We start from the raw sequence: 18,808 nt of genomic DNA, 5'->3' as shown, positions 1-18,808 counted from the left end.
TTGCGCTATTCTTATTAAACGGGCATTTCTTCTTTTCTCATGAATTGTCTCCGGTAAGCGGAGCGTGTGGCGGACAAATTAACCCGATTTGTCCACGGACAGTGCCTGACACCCGATGGTAATAAAATTATACTTTTCTTAATTATATGAATCGAGTATTGTTTTCATAAAGAGGATAAGCCAACTTGGGTGGGGGAACATAGGATGTTTATGCTTAATCTTAGTACACAAAAAAGACTGTTTATTATGTTTTTGGTAGTGGCGTTGATTCCGATGTTAACATTAGGGGTTATTGCATATGATCAATCGGCGAAAGTGGTGAATGGAAAGCTATCAAACTATAATCATTTTGCTGGCGAAAAGATTAAAACACAGCTCGATCAAATATTGGAGGATATGTATTATAGCGCTGCTGAAATTAAACAATATTTAGCAGATAGCACATCCGTTAATTTACAGCATCAGGAGCCGCAAACCTATTCGGACTTCAAAGAAGTGAATAATTTAGAGCGGCTTTTGCAGGCTCATAAAAAGTCGAACATCCGCGGGATTTATGTCGTTACTTCTTCAGACTTTTACTACGGAGATAATGATTTTAATGTTAAACAATTTAAAAAACAGGATATATGGAAGCGGACCTTTAGGAGTGGAGACTCGGAAATTGGTATTTACAAACCGTCCTATTATAAAAACAATACTTCCCATCATGTTCTTGGCTTAATCGTTCCATTGAAGTTCTCTTACGGTGTATTAAACAATAGTTATCTTTTAATCGAAACGGATATAGACGATTTATTCGATTTAATGAAAGTATTGGAGCAGGATCTCCATTCAAGAATTACGATTCGAAATGAAATAGGTCAACTGCTCTATCATACGAAAAGTGTCGAGGAAAATCGGAAGGACGACATTATTTGGATGGAACACACAAGAATCAATAATTGGGAATTTGAAATTCGCATACCCCGAGAGGAGTTTTATCAATCTTCTCGCGTGATATTTAAAATGGTCTCGATCGGGATTTTGATTGCCTTTATACTTGCCCTGATGCTTTCCTATATTTTTTCCAATCAGTTTACAAAAGGGATTTTGAAGTTGAAATTTGCCATTGATGAAGTAAGCAAGGGGATATTTGATGCAAAGTTGTCCGTCCATACAAAGGATGAAATTGGGAAACTTGGCTTGCACTTTAATCGGATGGTGGAAAAAATAAAACAATTAATGGAAGAAGTAAGGGAGAAAGAATCAACAAAGCGAGAAGCTGAAATGAAAGCTATTCATTACCAAATAAACCCACATCTTCTTTTTAACACGTTGAATACCATTCAGTGGAAAGCTCGATTGGATGGGAATGAAGAGATTGGAAAAATGCTTTTACATTTAACGAAAGTTCTAGAAGGGAACTTAAATTTCAATATAGAGTTGATTTCTTTAAATAAAGAGTTACAGTCGATTCAGCATTTCTTTGCCATTCAAGAATTAAGGTATGGGCCCAACTTTACTGTTTCCTTGAAAATGAACGAAAAGCTTGAACGAGGGTTGATTCCAAGGATGACGTTACAGCCAATGCTCGAAAATATTTTTTTCCATGCGTTTGAGGATGGGACAGGAAATATTGACCTAGAGTTTACTGAGAATAATGGATATTTTCAGCTCGTCATAATGGATAATGGGAAAGGTATACCCCAGGAAAAGCTAAAAACAATATTTACGAGGCCAAACGAGAAAGTACGGGGTGGAATCGGATTATACAATGTATATCAGAAGTTTTATATCCATTATGGGAAGGACTTTTTGATTAACACTGATTCAGTGGTTGGTAAAGGAACAACCATTTCAATAACTTGGCCAATAAGGTGGGTAGATCAATATGATGAAAATGGCAACCATTAAAGTATTAATTGTCGATGATGATACGATTGTTCGCCGAGGGTTAAGAGCAACAGTCGATTGGGAAAAGTTCGGGATGACCGTGGTCGCGGATGCCCCGAATGGAAAACGGGGTTGGGAGGAATTTTTGAACCATCAACCTGACATTGTCATTACCGATATCGTCATGCCAGAGGAGGATGGACTAGAGTTTTCACGGAAAATAAAAGCCCACGCACCCAAAACGAAAATTCTCTTGCTTAGTTGTCATAAGGATTTTGAGTATGCACAAGAAGGGTTGAAGCTAGGCGCCTCTGGATATTTATTAAAAACGGTATTTGATGATCAAGAACTAAATCATTTTTTAACTACTTTTCAAAAAGAAATTCTGGAAACGCCGAAAAAAGTGGATACGGATTTTTCTGGATTCCAGGAATGCTTTCTATTATGGCTTAGCGGGTATAAAAATGACTTTGAACAACAATTGGACGAGCTCTTCAGCGATAAATGGAAATGGATGAATGATCCGTATTTTGCCTATTTCGTTCAGAACATGCCTCCATCTGGTCAGGAGATTTTTTATCAGTCAACTAAATTTGTCGCTTTAACATTTGGAACAAATTTAACCTACTTCTTTATTGACGAATCTTTTCATCATGAATTTTTAGCCCATTTAACAGAAACAAGGGTGGCACATCCAGACTTAAATTGGATTCATGCTGGTCCGTTATCTGGAAAGGAAGAATGGATGAAATCAGTGAGGGGTTTCCATCATGCCCAACGAAAGGAAGGGCTCTTGCATCATTATCCAATGGTCATTCTCCAAGCAGTGGAGTATATAGTAAGAAATTTATCAAACCCGATGACAGTATCAGACATTGCTGAAGAAGTGGGAATGAGTAGGAGTCACTTAAGCACCTTATTTAAGAAAAAAATGGGTGACAGTATCCATTCGTTTATCGAAAAGAAAAGACTCCAGCTTTCCAAACAGTTATTAAAAGGATCCAGCGTGAACATTCAAGAGATTGGTGAGCAGATTGGAATTCAAGATGCCAAATATTTTAGTAAGTGGTTTAAACGGTGTACTGGTTTTCCGCCATCCTATTATCGAATCCAACAAAAAGACGACGAGCAGCTAACAAAATGACGATAAAAAATAAAAGTAAGGTAAAAATACACGAAATCTAAAACAAATAGAAGTGTTTAACCGCTTTCATACAAGATAAAATGAAAGCGGTTAAATTTTTAATAATAAGAAAATTGACGAAAAGAGGGGTCCTATGAAGAAAAAGAAAATGTGGTTTTCGCTGCTGTTAGCAGTCGTTGTCCTCGTCATGAGCGCATGTAGCTCAAATAATACATCCGGAGATGGGAAAAAGGATGGAAAAACCGTATTACGCTTTGCCACTTGGGATACAGGGGACACATTGAAAATTCAGCAGGATATTGCTAAAGCCTTTGAAAAAGAAAATAAAGATGTAAAAGTGCAGGTTGAGGCATACGGAGATGGATTTGATCAAAAGATCGCCGCCTCATTCGGAGCAAAAAATCCACCTGATGTTATGTATATGTGGGATTTTACTACTTATAATCAATCACTTGAACCACTAGACGGATATGTAAAGAAAGATCCTGAGATTAAAATGGACGATTTTTACGATGGATTGTTTAACTATTCAAAAGTGGACGGAAAACTATATGGAATGCCTGCAGGCTTTTCGACAATGGTCGTGTATTACAATAAAAAGCTTTTTGATCAATACCAGATTCCTTATCCAAAAGAAGGTTGGACATGGGATGAATTTAAAGAGACTGCAAAGAAGTTAACCGATAAAAGCAAAAAACAATATGGCTTTGCTGTAACGTCTGAGCCTGATACGTATGATCTACAAGGTTTGGTTTGGAGTAATGGTGGAAGCTTTATCAGTGATGACGGAAAGAAAATTGATGGGGCAATGAATAGTCCTGAAACGGTTGAAGCGATTCAAATGTATGGCGATATGGTGAAAGACGGAATCGCTGTTTCAACGGGTGGCAAAAATCAACAAAGTGCTAGTGCTATTTTCAAAGCCAACAAACTTGGAATGTTAATAAATGGGATTTGGCCAATTCAAGGCTATAAAGATGCAAAAGTTGATTTCGGAACAGCCATGATTCCTTCATTTGGTTCCAAGCCTGTTAAAGGATTAATCTCATCATCGTCAATTTCCATTGCTAAGGATTCAAAGCAAAAGGACTTAGCATGGAAGTTTGTGAAATTTTACTCTTCTGAACAAGCAATCAAGATGAGAACAGCTGATCTGCCTGTCCGTAAGAGTATTGTCGAAGAAACGAAAGTGAACGAAGATCCATTATATAAGCCATTTTATACAATGTTAGAAAATGCCACAAACACACCTGCGTTTTTACTGGATAAAAATTGGAATGAAATAAATCGTAACCTGTCTGCTGCGATTAATGCTGTCATGCTTGGACAAGATGGGAAGCCATTGTTTGATAAAGCAGTGAAAGATTCCGAGAAATATTTAGCTAAATAGAAAGGTGTTAGGGCTCTACATTCAATAGTGGTGTAGGGCCTTTAGAAAAATGGCAGGAGGAGGTATTTATGAAATCGGGCTTAAGCGTTAATCTAGCACCTTCATCACTCCAAATTAAGAGGAAAAAACAATGGAGTAAACTTATTCCTTATTTATTTGTCTCACCGTGGATCATTGGTTTTGTCGTATTCACACTTGGACCGTTACTGTTTTCATTTGTTATTAGTTTTTTTGATTGGCCGATTGTCGGAGAGAAGAAATTTATTGGATTTTCCAACTATATCACCATGTTTACCGATGACCCACTGTTTTGGCATTCCTTATGGGTCACTGTGAAGTTTGCTCTTTTTTTTGTTCCATTAAACATTATTCTTGCTTTATTGCTTGCAATTTTATTACACCAAAAGGTAAAGGGAAGCTCCCTGTTCCGAACGTTTTTCTATGTTCCCTCTGTCATTTCCGGTGTTGCTTTAGCGATGATCTGGGGAAGTGTTTTCGATGGAGAATACGGAATATTGAACTATTTACTTTCCTTAATTGGAATTGACGGGCCAGATTGGTTAAATAGTATTAACTGGGCGCTTGTTGCGATGGTCATTGCCAGTTTATGGGGCCAAGGGACCATGATGCTGATCTTTTTAGCAGGATTGAAAAATATTCCCCTAGATTTATACGAGGCAGCGGAAATTGATGGGGCAGGGAAAATTTATCAGTTCTTCAAAATTACTGTGCCATTATTATCACCAACCATTCTTTTTAATTTGATTATGACGATTATCGGTGCGTTTCAAACGCTGACTTTAGCGCTCGTATTAACGGGCGGAGGACCACTTCAGTCGACATATTTTTATGCGATGTATGTATATGAAAATGCTTTCAAATATTTTAAAATGGGTTATTCATCTGCAAATGCATGGATTATGTTCATTATTGTGTTAGCCCTAACCATGCTCGTATTCAAATCGTCCAGTATGTGGGTGTATTACGAAAATGAAGTGAAAAGTGAAAAATAAAAGAGAAATGGAGGTGCCCACCGAATGAAAGGTAAAAAGAGGTTACAAAAAAGTTTTGTGTATGGCTTGTTAATTGCCCTATCGCTTTTATTTCTCTTGCCATTTTTTTGGATGGTTATGACATCACTAAAAGGGCCAGAAGAGCTTAGTCAATTTCCACCAAAACTTTTTCCTTCCAAATGGCATTTCGAAAACTTTTCAAAGGCTTGGAACAGTCAGCCATTTAATCTTTTCTTAGTTAATAGTTTGATCGTAACGGCGCTTACGACAATTGGACAAATTATTTCCTCTACTCTCGTTGCATATGGGTTTGCCCGGTTTAAATTTAAAGGGCGTGATTTCCTATTTATTATTTTGCTAGCGACAATGATGATCCCGTGGGATGTAACAATGATTCCACAATATATGGAATTTAATTTATTTGGCTGGATTAATACGTTGAAGGCATTAATCGTTCCTTCATGGTTCGGTTCCGCCTTTTATATCTTCTTATTGCGTCAATTCATCATGTCGATTCCGAAAGAACTGGATGAAGCGGCAAGAATAGACGGAGCGAATGTGTTCCAAATATATTATAAGATCTATTTACCATTGGTGTGGCCAGTCATTGTTTTAATTGCCGTATTCAATATATTAGGAAGTTGGAATGACTATTTAGGACCATTGATTTTCTTAAATGACCAAAGTAAATATACGTTGACCCTCGGTTTGGCACAATTCAAAGGTGTTCATGATGTAGATACGAATGGGATTATGGCCGTAACTTTCTTAATTAGTATTGTTCCTCTTATATTGTTCTTCTTGGCACAAAAGAAAATTGTCGAAGGTGTGCAAACAACAGGTTTGAAATAATCATATCGAATGGGTGAATTTAGGTTCATCCATTTAGTTTTATGTTGAGGATTAAAACCCGCATCTTTTTGAAAGGTTGAAACACTCTATGATACAGTCATTACAATTTTTATCTTTGCCGTCAGGTGTGAAGCGTTTTTTGGCCACTGAAGCACTGTACGGGCTGAGCATTGGAATGTTTACCTTGATCTTGAATCTTCATTTTATTGAAATGGGTATTTCCGAAAAGCAAATTGGCCTTATCACATCAATGGGGATTTTAGTAATGGGGATTTTTGCGATACCTGTGAGTATCTTGGCTAAAAAAGCCGGTCGAAAAAAGCTGCTGGTTTCAGGGATCGCGAGCATTGCCATTGGATGCAGCGTTTTTGCGTTTGCGGAAAGCTTTGTGTTCTTTTTTTTGGCTCAATTTATCGTATCTATTGGTCTGACCCTCGTGGAAACGACGGAAATACAGCTGTTGTTCCATTATAGCCGTTCAAAGAGGGAAGAAACTCAGGCGTACAGCTTTTTATTCGCCGTGTTTACTGCCTTTACCGGTGCGGGAACATTGCTTGGGGGTTTTTTGCCAAATTGGATTGAGCTTTCTGGGAGGGGCTACCACAACACATTAATTGCCACGTCGTTTTTATTTCTATTATTAGCATGTGCAAGGGGAGGCCTGCTGCCGTCTGAGAAGCGGAGGGAAACTTTACGTCAGACGGATAGGGAACAGAAAGAGGGAACTAGACCAGAACGGAAGGAGCTTTCTCAAACAAAAGGCAAGCTATCCCGTAAACTGTCGCAAAAATTACTGTTTTTTGCGGTATTCGCCCTAATTACAGGCGGAGCGGTATCCTGCTTGCAGCCTTATTTAAATTTATATATCAAGTTTCGCTTTGATTTCTCGAATGAGGCTGTGTCAATCCTGCTGGCTTTAAATGGCCTGGCCCTGTTTATTGGTTCCGTCATTTCGCCGGCACTGATAGACCGTTTCGGCACGAAAAAGACGTTTTTCTACATTTACTTGGTAAATATGATTCTCTGTTTTATTTTATTTCTGAACCTTCCAGCCTTTTTCTTTTCGGGCCTTTTACTCATAAGAGGCGGGGTTTTTACGATGCTGACAAATCTGGTTGACAGCTTGTCGATGTCCTCGTTCAAGGATGAAGAACGCGATTTGTATGCCGGGACGAGAGCGGTGTTCCGCAGCATTGGTTCTGCATTAGCAGCCTTCATGATTGGTGCGATCTTAGCTGGTAAAAACTATACGCTTCCATTTTTGCTGGCAGGCTTGCTCCTCCTCCTCGGATATGTGTATTTTGCCAATGTAATCAGACCGAAATTTTTCGAAACCGATCAGGAATTTCGAACGAGTAGTCAAGGTGAGATAACAAATGAATGTTGAAAGAGAAGTGATCATATGTTTGATATAAAAAAAATCCCCTTCAGTCGTTCCGGTTCTTTTATTACGATTTCACTCAATCATCAAAAGGACGGCGATGGGGCGCTTTACATCCGGAACATCCGGAACGGGGATAACGATTTTGGTGCAGTGTTCCGGATTGATCTTATTAGTGAGGGGACATCTCTCCCCTATAATTCGGTATTAAATCCGAGCATCCTCCGGCTTGAAGCTGAAGAAGGGTTTGCAGAATTTTGTATAGCAGAAGCTCGTGTTTTACAAATAAGAAGTCAAGGAGTAGGGGTAAGGCTGACGGGTATTACCGGTGCTTATGATTACGCTGTCCCTGTAGAAGAGAATCGCTGGGAAGTCAATCATTCGCTTCAGGAAATGCGCTATATGCTTACGGCTGTAAAAGGGCGGATTGAAATGGATGCTCCTTTCAATGAACAGCGCTGTGAGAAAATCATTGCTGATTTTCTGCCAGAGTCGCAGCTTACGGAAATGGAATGTGTATTGGAAGAGTTTACTACCGTTTACCAAACCCGTTCCTATGCTACTTTTTCAGAAGGACATGAAACCGTTAAAAAAGAATACGAGTCGTGGCTTGCGCACACACTTGAGACGCCTAAAGAGTTTACTAGAGGGAAAGAGCTGGCTTCCTATATTACTTGGTCTTGCGTTGTTTCTCCTGAAGGAAAACTATCAAGGCCAGCGATGTACATGTCGAAAAACTGGATGACAAACATTTGGAGCTGGGACCACTGCTTCAATGCTCTTGCGCTTGCAAAAAAATCCCCTGAACTAGCCTGGGATCAGTTTATGATCTTTTTTGATGCGCAGGATGAGTCCGGAATGTTGCCAGACTTTATCAATAACAGGTTCGCATTGTGGAACTTCACGAAACCTCCTATACATGGCTGGACACTAAGACGTATGTGGGAGCAAAACGAATTTGTTACCGTGGATAAATTGCAAGAGGTTTATCAGCCGCTGGTGAAATGGACGAAATGGTGGCTGACATTCCAGGACAGCGACGATGATGGGATTCCGCAATACAATCACGGAAATGACAGCGGCTGGGATAATAGCACGATTTTTCACAAAGGAACTCCTGTTGAAAGCCCGGATCTCGCTTCGTTTTTAGTACTGCAAATGGAGGTGCTGTCGGAAATCGCTCTCAAGCTGGGTAAGGTCGATGAATCCGACAAATGGCTGCAGGAATCTCAAGCGTTGTTAACGAGAATGATTGACCATTTTTGGACTGGCCAGCGATTTGTGGCCAAACGTTCCGGCACCCATGAAGTCATCGAATCAGATAGTTTAGTATTATATGTTCCTCTGATTCTCGGAAACAGGCTGCCAGTGGAAATTATAGAGAAATTGGTTGAAGGTATAACGCAAAAGGGCTTTTTAACAGAATATGGCCTGGCAACGGAACTCCCGGACAGCCCATATTACCGGGAGGATGGCTATTGGCGGGGGCCGATATGGGCACCAACCACCATGCTGCTCACTGATGGCCTGCTCGAATCAGGCGAAAAGGAATTCGCCCTCGAGGTTGCCCGTAAATTCTGTTCGATGGCCTCGAAATCAGGCATGGCAGAAAACTATAATGCTCTGACTGGAGCGGGTCTACGTGACCCGGCATTTACCTGGACATCGAGTGTATTCCTCATTCTTGGTAAGCTGCTTGCTGCTGATGGCGAGGTAAACGATTGAAAACAAGGGCAGTCGACTAAGTCTCTAAGTTACCTCCTTACAAAAAAATATCAACGATTGCGAGGGTGAACGATGAAAAAAATGAAAAGATGGGAAGATATTCATACAGATGGAATTAACCGCTTGAGTGCCCGTGCTCATTATATCAGCTATCCATCTCGGTTGGCGGCAGAAAAGGAAGAAGCGAGCAATGCTCACTTCTTCAAAAACCTTAATGGAACGTGGAAATTTACGTTCCTCGAAGCACCAGAATATTGGCCAGATGGGTTTTATCAAGATGATTTAGATACAAAGGATTGGGATGATATTACGGTTCCCGGTAACTGGCAGCTTCAGGGCTATGGGAAGATGCATTATTCTGACCTATGGTATAACTTTCCGATTATCCCACCTCGTGTACCAACGGATAACCCAACAGGCATTTATCGCCGTGAGTTTGAGCTAGAGAGAAACCTTGATGGCGAACAATTAATAATTCGTTTTAATGGTGTTGATTCAGCCTATGAAGTGTATGTAAACGGAGAGTTTGCAGGCTATAGTAAAGGCGCCCGTATTCAAGCTGAATTTGATATTACAGGCCTATGTCGCCAAGGTTCAAACACCTTAACTGTCCGTGTGTTCCAGTGGTCGGACGGCACCTATTTAGAAGATCAGGATATGTGGTGGCTAAGTGGGATTTTTCGAGATGTTGAACTCTATACGAGACCAATCGCTGGCCTCTATGATTATACCGTGAACACGGAGCTCGACAGTGACAATCAGAATGCGACATTATCCGTTTCAGTCAAGCTGACAGAGCAGCACGGTCAAACGATTGTTTATGAATTAGTCGCTCCGGACGGCGAGAGAGTTTTTAGCGAGGAAAAACAGGCAGACGAAACTTTTAGCAAATATGTAGCCGCACCATTGAAATGGAGTGCAGAAGAGCCAAATTTATATCATCTTTATATGACAGTAATGGAAGCTGGAAAAATTGTAGAGGTCATTCAACAGAATGTCGGCTTCCGCTCAATCGTTATGGCTGGTGACACCTTTCATGTAAATGGAGTCGCGATTAAATTGAAGGGTGTAAACCGTCATGACTACAACCCTAAGACGGGGCGTGTGGTGTCGAAAGCGGAAATTGAGCGCGATATTAAGACGATGAAGCAAAACAATATTAACGCGATCCGTACAGCTCATTATCCAAACTCTCATTTTCTTTATGATCTTTGTGACCAATATGGGATGTATGTGATAGATGAAACGGATTTAGAATGTCATGGCTTTGAACTGACAGAAAAATATAATTGGATTAGTGATGATCCTGCCTGGGAAACAGCTTATGTCTCACGTCTTGAAAGGATGATTGAGCGAGATAAAAACCATCCATGTATTCTCATGTGGTCGCTTGGAAATGAATCGGCATTTGGTCATAACTTCCGCGCGATGGCCAAACGAGCGAAGGAAATGGATCCGACGCGCCTCGTTCATTATGAAGGAGATCGTGAAGCAGAAGTAACCGATTTGCACAGCACGATGTATACATGGCTCGAACGTAATGACGACCGGTTAACGATGGATAAAGTAATTGAAAAAGCAAAAAAGCCACATATTCTCTGTGAGTATGCCCATGCGATGGGAAATGGACCTGGCAATCTGAAAGAATATCAAGACTTATTTTACAAGCATGATAAGCTTCAAGGCGGTTTCATTTGGGAATGGTTTGATCATGGAATCGAAACGGTTTCGGAGGATGGTACTGTGTACTATCGGTATGGCGGAGATTTTGGCGACGATCCTACGAATGGAAACTTCTGTATCGATGGGTTAATCATGCCTGATGGTACGCTGTCACCAAGTCTATTTGAATATAAGAAGGTTATTGAGCCAGTTCAAACAGAATGTATTGATTTAGAGAAGGGGATATTCCGACTTATAAATCGCTATGATTTCCTCTCATTAGATCATTTAGAGTTAACATGTTCATTGTTTGAGGATGACAAACTACTGGAGTCCTTTACGGTTGAACTTCCTAAGCTTGTGGGACGTGAAACAACAGAGCTTCAGCTGCCAATAGGACAAGATATCGAGAGAGTTAGTGGTGCCAACTATTATTTCGGGTTTTCCTATACACTAAAACAAGACACACCATGGGCAGCAAAAGGTCATGAGTTAGCGAATGCTTCCTTTGTACTCCCTGGTAAAGAGAAATTGCCTAAAGTGCATGTAGATGGCGATCTGCAAGTAACAAAAGAAGGTGCCATGTTAAGTGTTAGTGGCAATGATTTTACAGTAACCTTCGATTGTGTCAAAGGGGCTATAAAAGAAGTAACCCGTAACGGTAAGATTCAAATTGAGAAGGGGCCGCAGTTCCATTTCTGGCGCGCGCCGATTGATAATGATATGTACTTACTTAATGATTATCGAACAAAATATTTCATGCATTTAGGACATGAGATTGTCGAAGATGTTCGCTACGAGTTGAAAGACGGAGTGTTTGAATGGCATACAGATGCATTGTACGGCACAACAAACAGCTCTTGGTATTATCAGCTTCAGTATCATTACAGCATCTATCCGGATGGAGATATTGTTTGTAAGATTGACGGAGTGGCATCAGGCATGAAAGAAAACGCGCCTGTAATGGTTCCGCGTCTTGGTCTACACCTACAATTAAACAAAGATTTTGACCAAACACAGTGGCGCGGCAGAGGCCCCGGAGAAAGCTATGTTGATTCTAAACAAGCGAATCACTTAGGTGTATACAGAAAAACGGTTGATGATTTGTTCACGAACTATGTGAAACCGCAAGAAAACGGCAACCGTTCCGATTGTGATTGGGTCAGCATTACGGATCACGATAAGAATGGCCTTATTTTTATCGCCAATGATACGTTTGATTTTAGTGCATCACACTATGAAGTCAGTGATCTAGAACAAGCGAAGCATACTATTGATTTGAAGCCGCGGGACTACATTGTCTTAAATCTTGATTACAAGCAAAATGGTCTCGGCAGCAACTCCTGCGGACAAGATCAACTAGAAAAATACCGTTGTAAATTCGAAGACTTTACCCTATCATTCCGGATTTCGCCATTCAACAGCGAAAAAACAACAGCAGTAGAGCTTGGCCGGGAAAAATAAGGTGTCAGGCACCACTCGTGGACATTTGTCCGCTTGTGGAGGACGGTGTGCGAATGGTGTCAGGTACCAAGAAAAGTTGGCAGGTAACTAGGTTCTGCCAACTTTTTTCTTTTCTTGTTCCGTGGTGTACAAAGGTTCACCGCAATTTGTAGATTTCAAATAAGTGAGAAGTTAATGGATTGATCCGGCAGAATTAATGCTATAATTTTTAAAAAAAAGGTGGTGAATTGTCAATGTGTTTAATATTGTTTGCCTATCAAGTACATCCAGTATATAAACTCATCGTGGCTGCAAATAGAGATGAATTTTATCAAAGGCCGACTGCACCGGTACATTATTGGGAAGACAATACTGAAATCCTTGCCGGACGGGATTTAGAAAAAATGGGCACTTGGATGGGAGTTACCACCGCAGGACGTTTCGCTGCGCTGACTAATTATCGAGATCCCAAAGAGTTAACAGATGGGAAACGGTCTCGCGGAGAGTTGGTAGCAGAAGCCCTGAAACACAAAGAGGATGTAAAAGATTATATGCAAAGCCTTGCCGAAAATAATGAGGTTTATCCTGGCTATAACTTACTTGCGGGCGATGCAAATGAGCTATTTTATTATTCGAATATTGGGCAAGTGCTGCAAAAGATTGAGCCAGGTATCTATGGTGTCAGCAACCATTTGTTAAATACCGAATGGCCAAAAGTGAAAATAGGCAGGGAAGGCATATCGCAAATCATAAGCGGAAAACAGGAGGATTTGGTAGAAAAGCTTTTGATGCTGCTCCAAAATTCTGACCCTGCCTCGGACAGCCTTCTTCCTATTACAGGCGTTTCATTAGAATGGGAGAGAATGCTCTCACCGCTGTTTATCAAAAGTGAGCATTACGGGACCAGAAGCTCGACCGTTTTATTAATGTCGGAAAGAGAGATCCAATACGAGGAACACGTCTTTTCGAAGGATGGTGTACATAATCAGAAATATACGATAAAACTATGAGCATCATCCCATAGAAAAAAGAATCAAACGTTTAATAAAAATGTAGTCAAATGACGAAACCCCTCGAATATCAAGGAGTTTCGTCATTTGATTATTATTCTTCGAACATCCCCAGCAGCCTTTTTTTCCTCCACTGTGTATAAAAAATAAGGCAGCCGATCAGGAAGATGAAAATAAAATACATACTATATTTAGAAAGATACGTCCCAACCATCATCCAGTTCCCACCAAGCACCCTCCCTAGAGTAATAAAAGTAAAACACCAGGTTACCGCCCCTGAATAGGCAAATAGGGCAAACCTACGAAAGGAGTAGCCATTAATACCAGCAAGATAGGCGGTGATGTGCCGAACTCCGGGAATAAAAAAGCCGATAAATAAGAGAAAAGGTCCAAATTTCATAAACAGTTTTCTAGTTCTATTCACTCTTTCTTCCGTAATATGTAATTTTGGACCAAACTTTATTAAAAATGGTAGTCCTAATTTTACCCCTAGGATATAACTTAAGGAAATACCCCCACAAGCCCCAATCATTGCAGATAACAACGAAGGCAGGTAAGAAATTTTACTATCAAAAACATTATATCCTACATAAGTTAGCAGAAGCTCATCTGGGATCGGGAGACCAATAATACCTCCAACCAATGAAATGATAATTCCAAAATAGCCATAGTGTTCAATTAAATGATTCAAATGCTGCATAATACCAACACATCCTAGGATTAACATTAACAACAGAGACAGCTTACCGCCTTTATTTTCTACCAAAAAATAAAAATAATGTAATATTTTCTTGATTTCTTACACCGTTTTTAATCCTACCGAATTGTTTAACCTTGGACTGAATATAGTAGGTTAAATGATTTTGTTTTTAGGGGGGAGTCTGCGTGCCGATTGAATGGAATGAAAAGGAACAAGTATTTCATCTATATAGTGGCAGAATGAGTTATATCATTCAAATTGTCCATGGAAAATATCCTGCGCACTTATACTGGGGCAAACGGGTTCGGGTGCAACAGCCTTCTTCTATCCTGGCATTTAAGGGAAGGGCATTTTCTCCGTCTACGGAACCGACCGACCCCAAGTTTTCGCTTGATACATTGCCACAGGAATATCCGGCGTATGGAAACGGGGATTTCAGATCACCTGCCTATCAGCTTCGTTCCCCAGATGGCTCAACAATTACGGAATTTGTTTTTGATTCCCATGAGATTTTTCAAGGAAAACGCCCGCTTAATGGGTTGCCTTCCGCCTATGTTGAAGATGATTCTGAGGCGGATACATTAGTTATCACACTGGTTGATTCACTGCTTGGGGTTGGGATGAATCTCAGTTATACGGTTTACCGTGACCTTGATGTTATCACCAGATCTGTTTCCATTGAGCACTTTGGCAGTCATGAAGTGGAATTACATAAATGTATGAGTATGTCGGTCGATCTCCACCAATCGGATTGGGACTGGCTCCATCTACAGGGAACATGGGGGCGGGAACGTCATATTGAACGGCGGCCCTTGCACCACGGGATTCAAACCATTTCTTCAGCTAGGGGGGCAAGCAGCCATCAGCATAATCCTTTTGTTGCCTTACTTTCGAAGAATGCGAACGAAGACAATGGCGATGTTTATGGAATTAGTTTAGTTTACAGCGGGAATTTTCAAGCTGACCTTGAAGTAGACCCTTTTCAAACAACAAGGCTCGCAATCGGGATTAATCCGTTTGATTTTACCTGGTTGTTAAGGCCGGGAGAAACGTTTCAAACTCCGGAGGCCTTAATGGTCTATTCTTCTGATGGCCTCGGTGGGATGTCCAGAACGTATCATCAATTACTTCGAACCAGGGTTTGTCGTGGTGTGTATCGTGACAAACCGCGTCCGATTCTCTTCAATAGTTGGGAAGCTACCTATTTTCATTTTACTGAAAAAAATCTAAAGGATATTGCTGTGGCCGGAAAAGAACTAGGAATTGAGTTGTTCGTCTTGGATGATGGCTGGTTTGGTCGTCGTGACAATGATAAAAGCTCATTAGGTGATTGGGTGGTAAATAAGAAAAAACTGCCTAATGGGTTAAAGGGCATAGCTGATTATATTGGGAAAAAAGGGATGCAGTTTGGGGTGTGGGTCGAGCCGGAAATGGTTTCTCCGGATAGTGAATTGTACCGTAACCATCCTGATTGGTGTCTGCATGTGCCGGGACGCAAGCGGACGCTGTCTAGAAATCAATTAGTCCTTGATCTAAGCAGGGAAGATGTAGGGAATTACTTAATTGAAACCCTAACGAAGGTTTTTAAGAGTGCTCCGATTTCGTATGTGAAATGGGACATGAACCGAAATATGACGGAAGTTGGTTCGGCCCGGCTGTCTCCTGAAAGGCAAAGGGAAACAGCACACCGCTATATGCTTGGCCTATACCGGATTTTAGAAAAACTAACTGAACGATTTCCAGATATTTTGTTTGAAAGCTGCTCGGGTGGTGGCGGCCGTTTTGATCCGGGGATGCTGTATTACATGCCGCAAACCTGGACGAGTGATGATACCGATGCGGTCGAAAGGTTAAAAATTCAATACGGAACAAGTCTTGTTTACCCAGCCATTACGATGGGGGCCCATGTCTCAGATGTGCCGAACCACCAGGTGGGCAGGACAACCCCGCTTTTAATGAGATGCCATGTGGCAATGGCGGCAAATTTGGGTTTTGAATTAAAAATCGATCAGCTGAGCAGTGAGGAGAAAACACTAGTCGCCACGCAAATCCAAAAGTATCAACAAATCAAAGATGTGGTCTGTTTTGGTGACCAATTCAGGCTGTTAAGCCCATTTGAAGGAATGGATACAGCGTGGATGTATGTGAATCCAGATCAGGAAAAAGCGGTTGTGTTTTATTACAAAACACTGGCCACACCGAATCCACCCTTTTTTAGGCTAAAATTGCGCGGACTAAAGTCCGGGGAGATGTATAGAGTAAACGATGATGATAAGGTTTTTTTTGGAGATGAGCTTATGCAAATAGGCTTAAGTTTGCCATTGATTAAAAAGGATTTCGCCTCTTATCTTTTTCAAATCCAAAGGTTAAAAAAGTAATTTTGATGAATACGTCAAAACCTCCGTAAAAGGAGGTTTTTTGGATAGATATTGCTAAAGATCACATCCAACTTTTGGATGATTGAAACAGCAGTGGGGCTCTGACTGCCGGCTTTTCAGGACTAAACATGACGATTTGTGTTAAACTAACCCAAGACTTGTATCTAAATTCACAATAATAATGGAGTGTTTATATGAGTAATGCTAAAGGAAAAAGCGGAACAGGCAGAGGAACAGGCAAAAAGGGCTGGAATCGTTGGCAAGCAGGTGCTAACAGAGCAAAGAGCGCCAAACCATATGTAAGCAAAGGGGTTAAACATGCTGTAAATGCAAAAACCACCAGCAACAATAAAAATGACACATCCGAAATGTAGCAACCTAGTCTTGAAATATCACATTTAGTGGGTTTTGCTAAATTATAACAATTGAATACTATTGCATATTGGTTTTTTTGCATACGATTGCAAAAAATGAAAAGGGAATCATGTGAGAATCATGAACGGTCCGGCCACTGTAATTGGAGAGCAACCTTCTATCTATGTCACTGAGTTATAAACTTGGGAAGGCAGAAGGAAGCAATGACCCAAAAGTCAGGAGACCTGCCAAAATGTATTGTGGAACCTTCCGGGAAAAGGCGAAGCTTAGTTGGTGTACATATATTGGTGTTTTCTGTAAATTCATATATTTAAAATTAACAAAGCATTGATCTTCTTAATGGAGGATCAAGGCTTTTTTTATATAAAAAATCAAACTCCCCTTTTTTAACAGGGGTAATAAAATTAAGTAGGCATTAATTGTACGTAAATTCCATTTACTATCCACCATTATCATCACATTTGTATTAGCATTTTCACTTTCTGCTCCTGTCTTTACTCCGGTTCAATTTTTTCTATTAAATAAAGAGTGTCCCGATAAACCGATTTCCTTTATATGACTTTCGTCCAACTTGTTTCCAATATGGAAAACTAGTATTAACGCAAATTTATGAAGGCCTAACATAAGTATTCCTGCGATTGCTTGATCAAGTCGGGTATTAAATGGGGGCGGAAGAAGTGTGAATGTACTAGAATGAACGGGTAAACATAGACTGGATGTTATTTGTGTTAAAAAAGGATTATTCCCTCCAGTTATTAGTGCCTGTAATATGATAAATAAACAGGCGGGCATAAGAAGGATTCCGCTTAGGACAGCATATCGTTTTTTTTGTTTGTTAAGGACGCGGATAGTGGAAATGGGTTTGACGATTGGCCTCCAAATACTAAATGATAGAAAAAATAGTAGCAGTAAATATCCGTTATGAATGGTAGGATTTTCTGAAAAAATCGTTAAAATAAATGGTATATGATACATGAAGAACAATAAGGCGAAAATACAAAGTGAAATCAGTGGCCTGTAGCAAAGGATTTTCATATTGTGAATCAAAGTAATTTTTACGAATCGCTGAAATACTAATTCAGGCGTACCTAACAATAATAGAGGAGGAATAATAAAAAATAAAATACTCATTTGGATCATATGCAAGCTGAAGGATAGATGGCTCAAAGTTGCTAAAGGGCTGCCGGTTGTTAAGATGAGTAAGGCTAAACTGAGGAGAAAGAGAAGCGGCTGCTTATTAAGCACGGTTAATTCTGAATACCTTTTTATGAATATCATATATAAAATGGCCACAAGGATAACAACTACTAATATAGGAATATTCCACAGTACTTCAAACCCAAATAAAAGAGAGTAATCCATGTTATTTCACCCCCATCAGTTGGAAGTGATCGAATCCACTTCCTTCATTATGTTTTCTTGCGGGTAAAGAGAGGGGAACTAATCAATCATTTGAATAAATATTTATCGGTATTGGATTATTTTATTAAACAATCCTATTTTTATCTTATTTGGTTTAAGTTGTACTTATTCATTAGGGGGGATGGGAGGATTAAAGCAGAAAGCTTGGTCACTGATAATCAGCGTCGTTGACTATAACATAGAAGCTTAATCCCGATGTGTAAGTATGATCCAATATAAAAATATATAAAAATATTTAAATGTTGTTGACTTTGTAAATTTATAATAGTAATATATGAAAAGTCGTCAGCAAGGCGATGAGCAGTAAAAAACAAAGTTGTTGACATTAACAACTTGAAATGCTATATTAATAAAGTTGCTTCTGAAAAAAGAGGTAACGAACTTGTTCTTTGAAAACTAAACAAACAAAAACGTCAACAAACAAAAAATTATTAGTTTCAA

General features: G+C 40.0%; 13 protein-coding genes and 1 riboswitch. Of the genes, 11 read left to right on the top strand and 2 right to left on the bottom strand.

What is annotated here, in order from left to right; all coding sequences use genetic code 11:
* The first annotated feature begins 204 nt into the window (after positions 1-204).
* From RTR43_RS16800 to RTR43_RS16760, 9 genes are all read left to right on the top strand, one after another.
* Complete coding sequence (locus RTR43_RS16800) at positions 205-1,893, top strand: cache domain-containing sensor histidine kinase (protein ID WP_312473379.1); 1,689 nt, start codon at positions 205-207, stop codon at positions 1,891-1,893.
* On the top strand, positions 1,871-3,016 hold the full coding sequence (locus RTR43_RS16795; RefSeq protein WP_312473378.1) for a response regulator transcription factor: 1,146 nt from the start codon (positions 1,871-1,873) through the stop codon (positions 3,014-3,016). Before RTR43_RS16800 ends, RTR43_RS16795 begins: the two co-directional genes overlap by 23 nt.
* Positions 3,017-3,149: 133 nt before the next feature.
* Complete coding sequence (locus RTR43_RS16790; protein WP_312473377.1) at positions 3,150-4,406, top strand: ABC transporter substrate-binding protein; 1,257 nt, start codon at positions 3,150-3,152, stop codon at positions 4,404-4,406.
* Positions 4,407-4,474: 68 nt separating this feature from the next.
* The gene (locus RTR43_RS16785) at positions 4,475-5,419 is read left to right on the top strand and encodes a carbohydrate ABC transporter permease (protein WP_312473376.1); all 945 of its coding nucleotides are present in this window, start codon (positions 4,475-4,477) and stop codon (positions 5,417-5,419) included.
* A 24-nt stretch (positions 5,420-5,443) separates the two neighbouring features.
* On the top strand, positions 5,444-6,271 hold the full coding sequence (locus RTR43_RS16780) for a carbohydrate ABC transporter permease (protein ID WP_248736115.1): 828 nt from the start codon (positions 5,444-5,446) through the stop codon (positions 6,269-6,271).
* 88 nt (positions 6,272-6,359) lie between these two features.
* A complete protein-coding gene (locus tag RTR43_RS16775; protein WP_312473375.1) occupies positions 6,360-7,658 on the top strand; it encodes an MFS transporter in 1,299 nt (432 codons plus the stop codon).
* A 15-nt stretch (positions 7,659-7,673) separates the two neighbouring features.
* The gene (locus RTR43_RS16770; RefSeq protein ID WP_312473374.1) at positions 7,674-9,377 is read left to right on the top strand and encodes an amylo-alpha-1,6-glucosidase; all 1,704 of its coding nucleotides are present in this window, start codon (positions 7,674-7,676) and stop codon (positions 9,375-9,377) included.
* A gap of 72 nt (positions 9,378-9,449) precedes the next feature.
* Positions 9,450-12,503 (top strand): beta-galactosidase subunit alpha, encoded by a 3,054-nt coding sequence (gene ebgA, locus RTR43_RS16765; protein WP_312473373.1) that lies wholly within the window; start codon positions 9,450-9,452, stop codon positions 12,501-12,503.
* 233 nt (positions 12,504-12,736) lie between these two features.
* Positions 12,737-13,492 (top strand): NRDE family protein, encoded by a 756-nt coding sequence (locus RTR43_RS16760; protein WP_312473372.1) that lies wholly within the window; start codon positions 12,737-12,739, stop codon positions 13,490-13,492.
* Between the two features lie 94 nt (positions 13,493-13,586).
* Here the strand turns inward: RTR43_RS16760 and RTR43_RS16755 are convergent, their stop codons facing one another.
* Positions 13,587-14,192 (bottom strand): DedA family protein, encoded by a 606-nt coding sequence (locus RTR43_RS16755; RefSeq protein ID WP_312473371.1) that lies wholly within the window; start codon positions 14,190-14,192, stop codon positions 13,587-13,589.
* A gap of 185 nt (positions 14,193-14,377) precedes the next feature.
* Between RTR43_RS16755 and RTR43_RS16750 the strand changes: the two genes are divergently transcribed.
* Both RTR43_RS16750 and RTR43_RS16745 read left to right on the top strand, forming a co-directional pair.
* The gene (locus tag RTR43_RS16750; protein ID WP_312473370.1) at positions 14,378-16,570 is read left to right on the top strand and encodes an alpha-galactosidase; all 2,193 of its coding nucleotides are present in this window, start codon (positions 14,378-14,380) and stop codon (positions 16,568-16,570) included.
* A gap of 194 nt (positions 16,571-16,764) precedes the next feature.
* Entirely contained in the window at positions 16,765-16,944 is a 180-nt protein-coding gene (locus tag RTR43_RS16745; protein WP_312473369.1) for a DUF3934 family protein, read from the top strand.
* Between the two features lie 52 nt (positions 16,945-16,996).
* Positions 16,997-17,191: riboswitch (cobalamin riboswitch) on the top strand.
* Between the two features lie 258 nt (positions 17,192-17,449).
* Here RTR43_RS16745 and RTR43_RS16740 read toward each other — a convergent pair.
* The gene (locus tag RTR43_RS16740; RefSeq protein ID WP_312473368.1) at positions 17,450-18,307 is read right to left on the bottom strand and encodes a cytochrome c oxidase assembly protein; all 858 of its coding nucleotides are present in this window, start codon (positions 18,305-18,307) and stop codon (positions 17,450-17,452) included.
* Between the last annotated feature and the right edge of the window lie 501 nt (positions 18,308-18,808).

The sequence above is a fragment of the Neobacillus sp. genome, from assembly GCF_031988165.1.
GTDB classification, from domain to species: domain Bacteria; phylum Bacillota; class Bacilli; order Bacillales; family Cytobacillaceae; genus Neobacillus; species Neobacillus rhizosphaerae.
This window is presented reverse-complemented; position numbering and strand designations above follow the sequence as displayed.

Bases quoted from the DNA above. Each gene is read 5' to 3' on its own strand.
- RTR43_RS16800 (WP_312473379.1), top strand. From the start codon at position 205: ATGTTTATGCTTAATCTTAGTACACAAAAAAGACTGTTTATTATGTTT.
- RTR43_RS16795 (WP_312473378.1), top strand. From the start codon at position 1,871: ATGATGAAAATGGCAACCATTAAAGTATTAATTGTCGATGATGATACG.
- RTR43_RS16790 (WP_312473377.1), top strand. From the start codon at position 3,150: ATGAAGAAAAAGAAAATGTGGTTTTCGCTGCTGTTAGCAGTCGTTGTC.
- RTR43_RS16785 (WP_312473376.1), top strand. From the start codon at position 4,475: ATGAAATCGGGCTTAAGCGTTAATCTAGCACCTTCATCACTCCAAATT.
- RTR43_RS16780 (WP_248736115.1), top strand. From the start codon at position 5,444: ATGAAAGGTAAAAAGAGGTTACAAAAAAGTTTTGTGTATGGCTTGTTA.
- RTR43_RS16775 (WP_312473375.1), top strand. From the start codon at position 6,360: ATGATACAGTCATTACAATTTTTATCTTTGCCGTCAGGTGTGAAGCGT.
- RTR43_RS16770 (WP_312473374.1), top strand. From the start codon at position 7,674: ATGTTTGATATAAAAAAAATCCCCTTCAGTCGTTCCGGTTCTTTTATT.
- ebgA (WP_312473373.1), top strand. From the start codon at position 9,450: ATGAAAAAAATGAAAAGATGGGAAGATATTCATACAGATGGAATTAAC.
- RTR43_RS16760 (WP_312473372.1), top strand. From the start codon at position 12,737: ATGTGTTTAATATTGTTTGCCTATCAAGTACATCCAGTATATAAACTC.
- RTR43_RS16755 (WP_312473371.1), bottom strand. From the start codon at position 14,192: ATGCAGCATTTGAATCATTTAATTGAACACTATGGCTATTTTGGAATT.
- RTR43_RS16745 (WP_312473369.1), top strand. From the start codon at position 16,765: ATGAGTAATGCTAAAGGAAAAAGCGGAACAGGCAGAGGAACAGGCAAA.
- RTR43_RS16740 (WP_312473368.1), bottom strand. From the start codon at position 18,307: ATGGATTACTCTCTTTTATTTGGGTTTGAAGTACTGTGGAATATTCCT.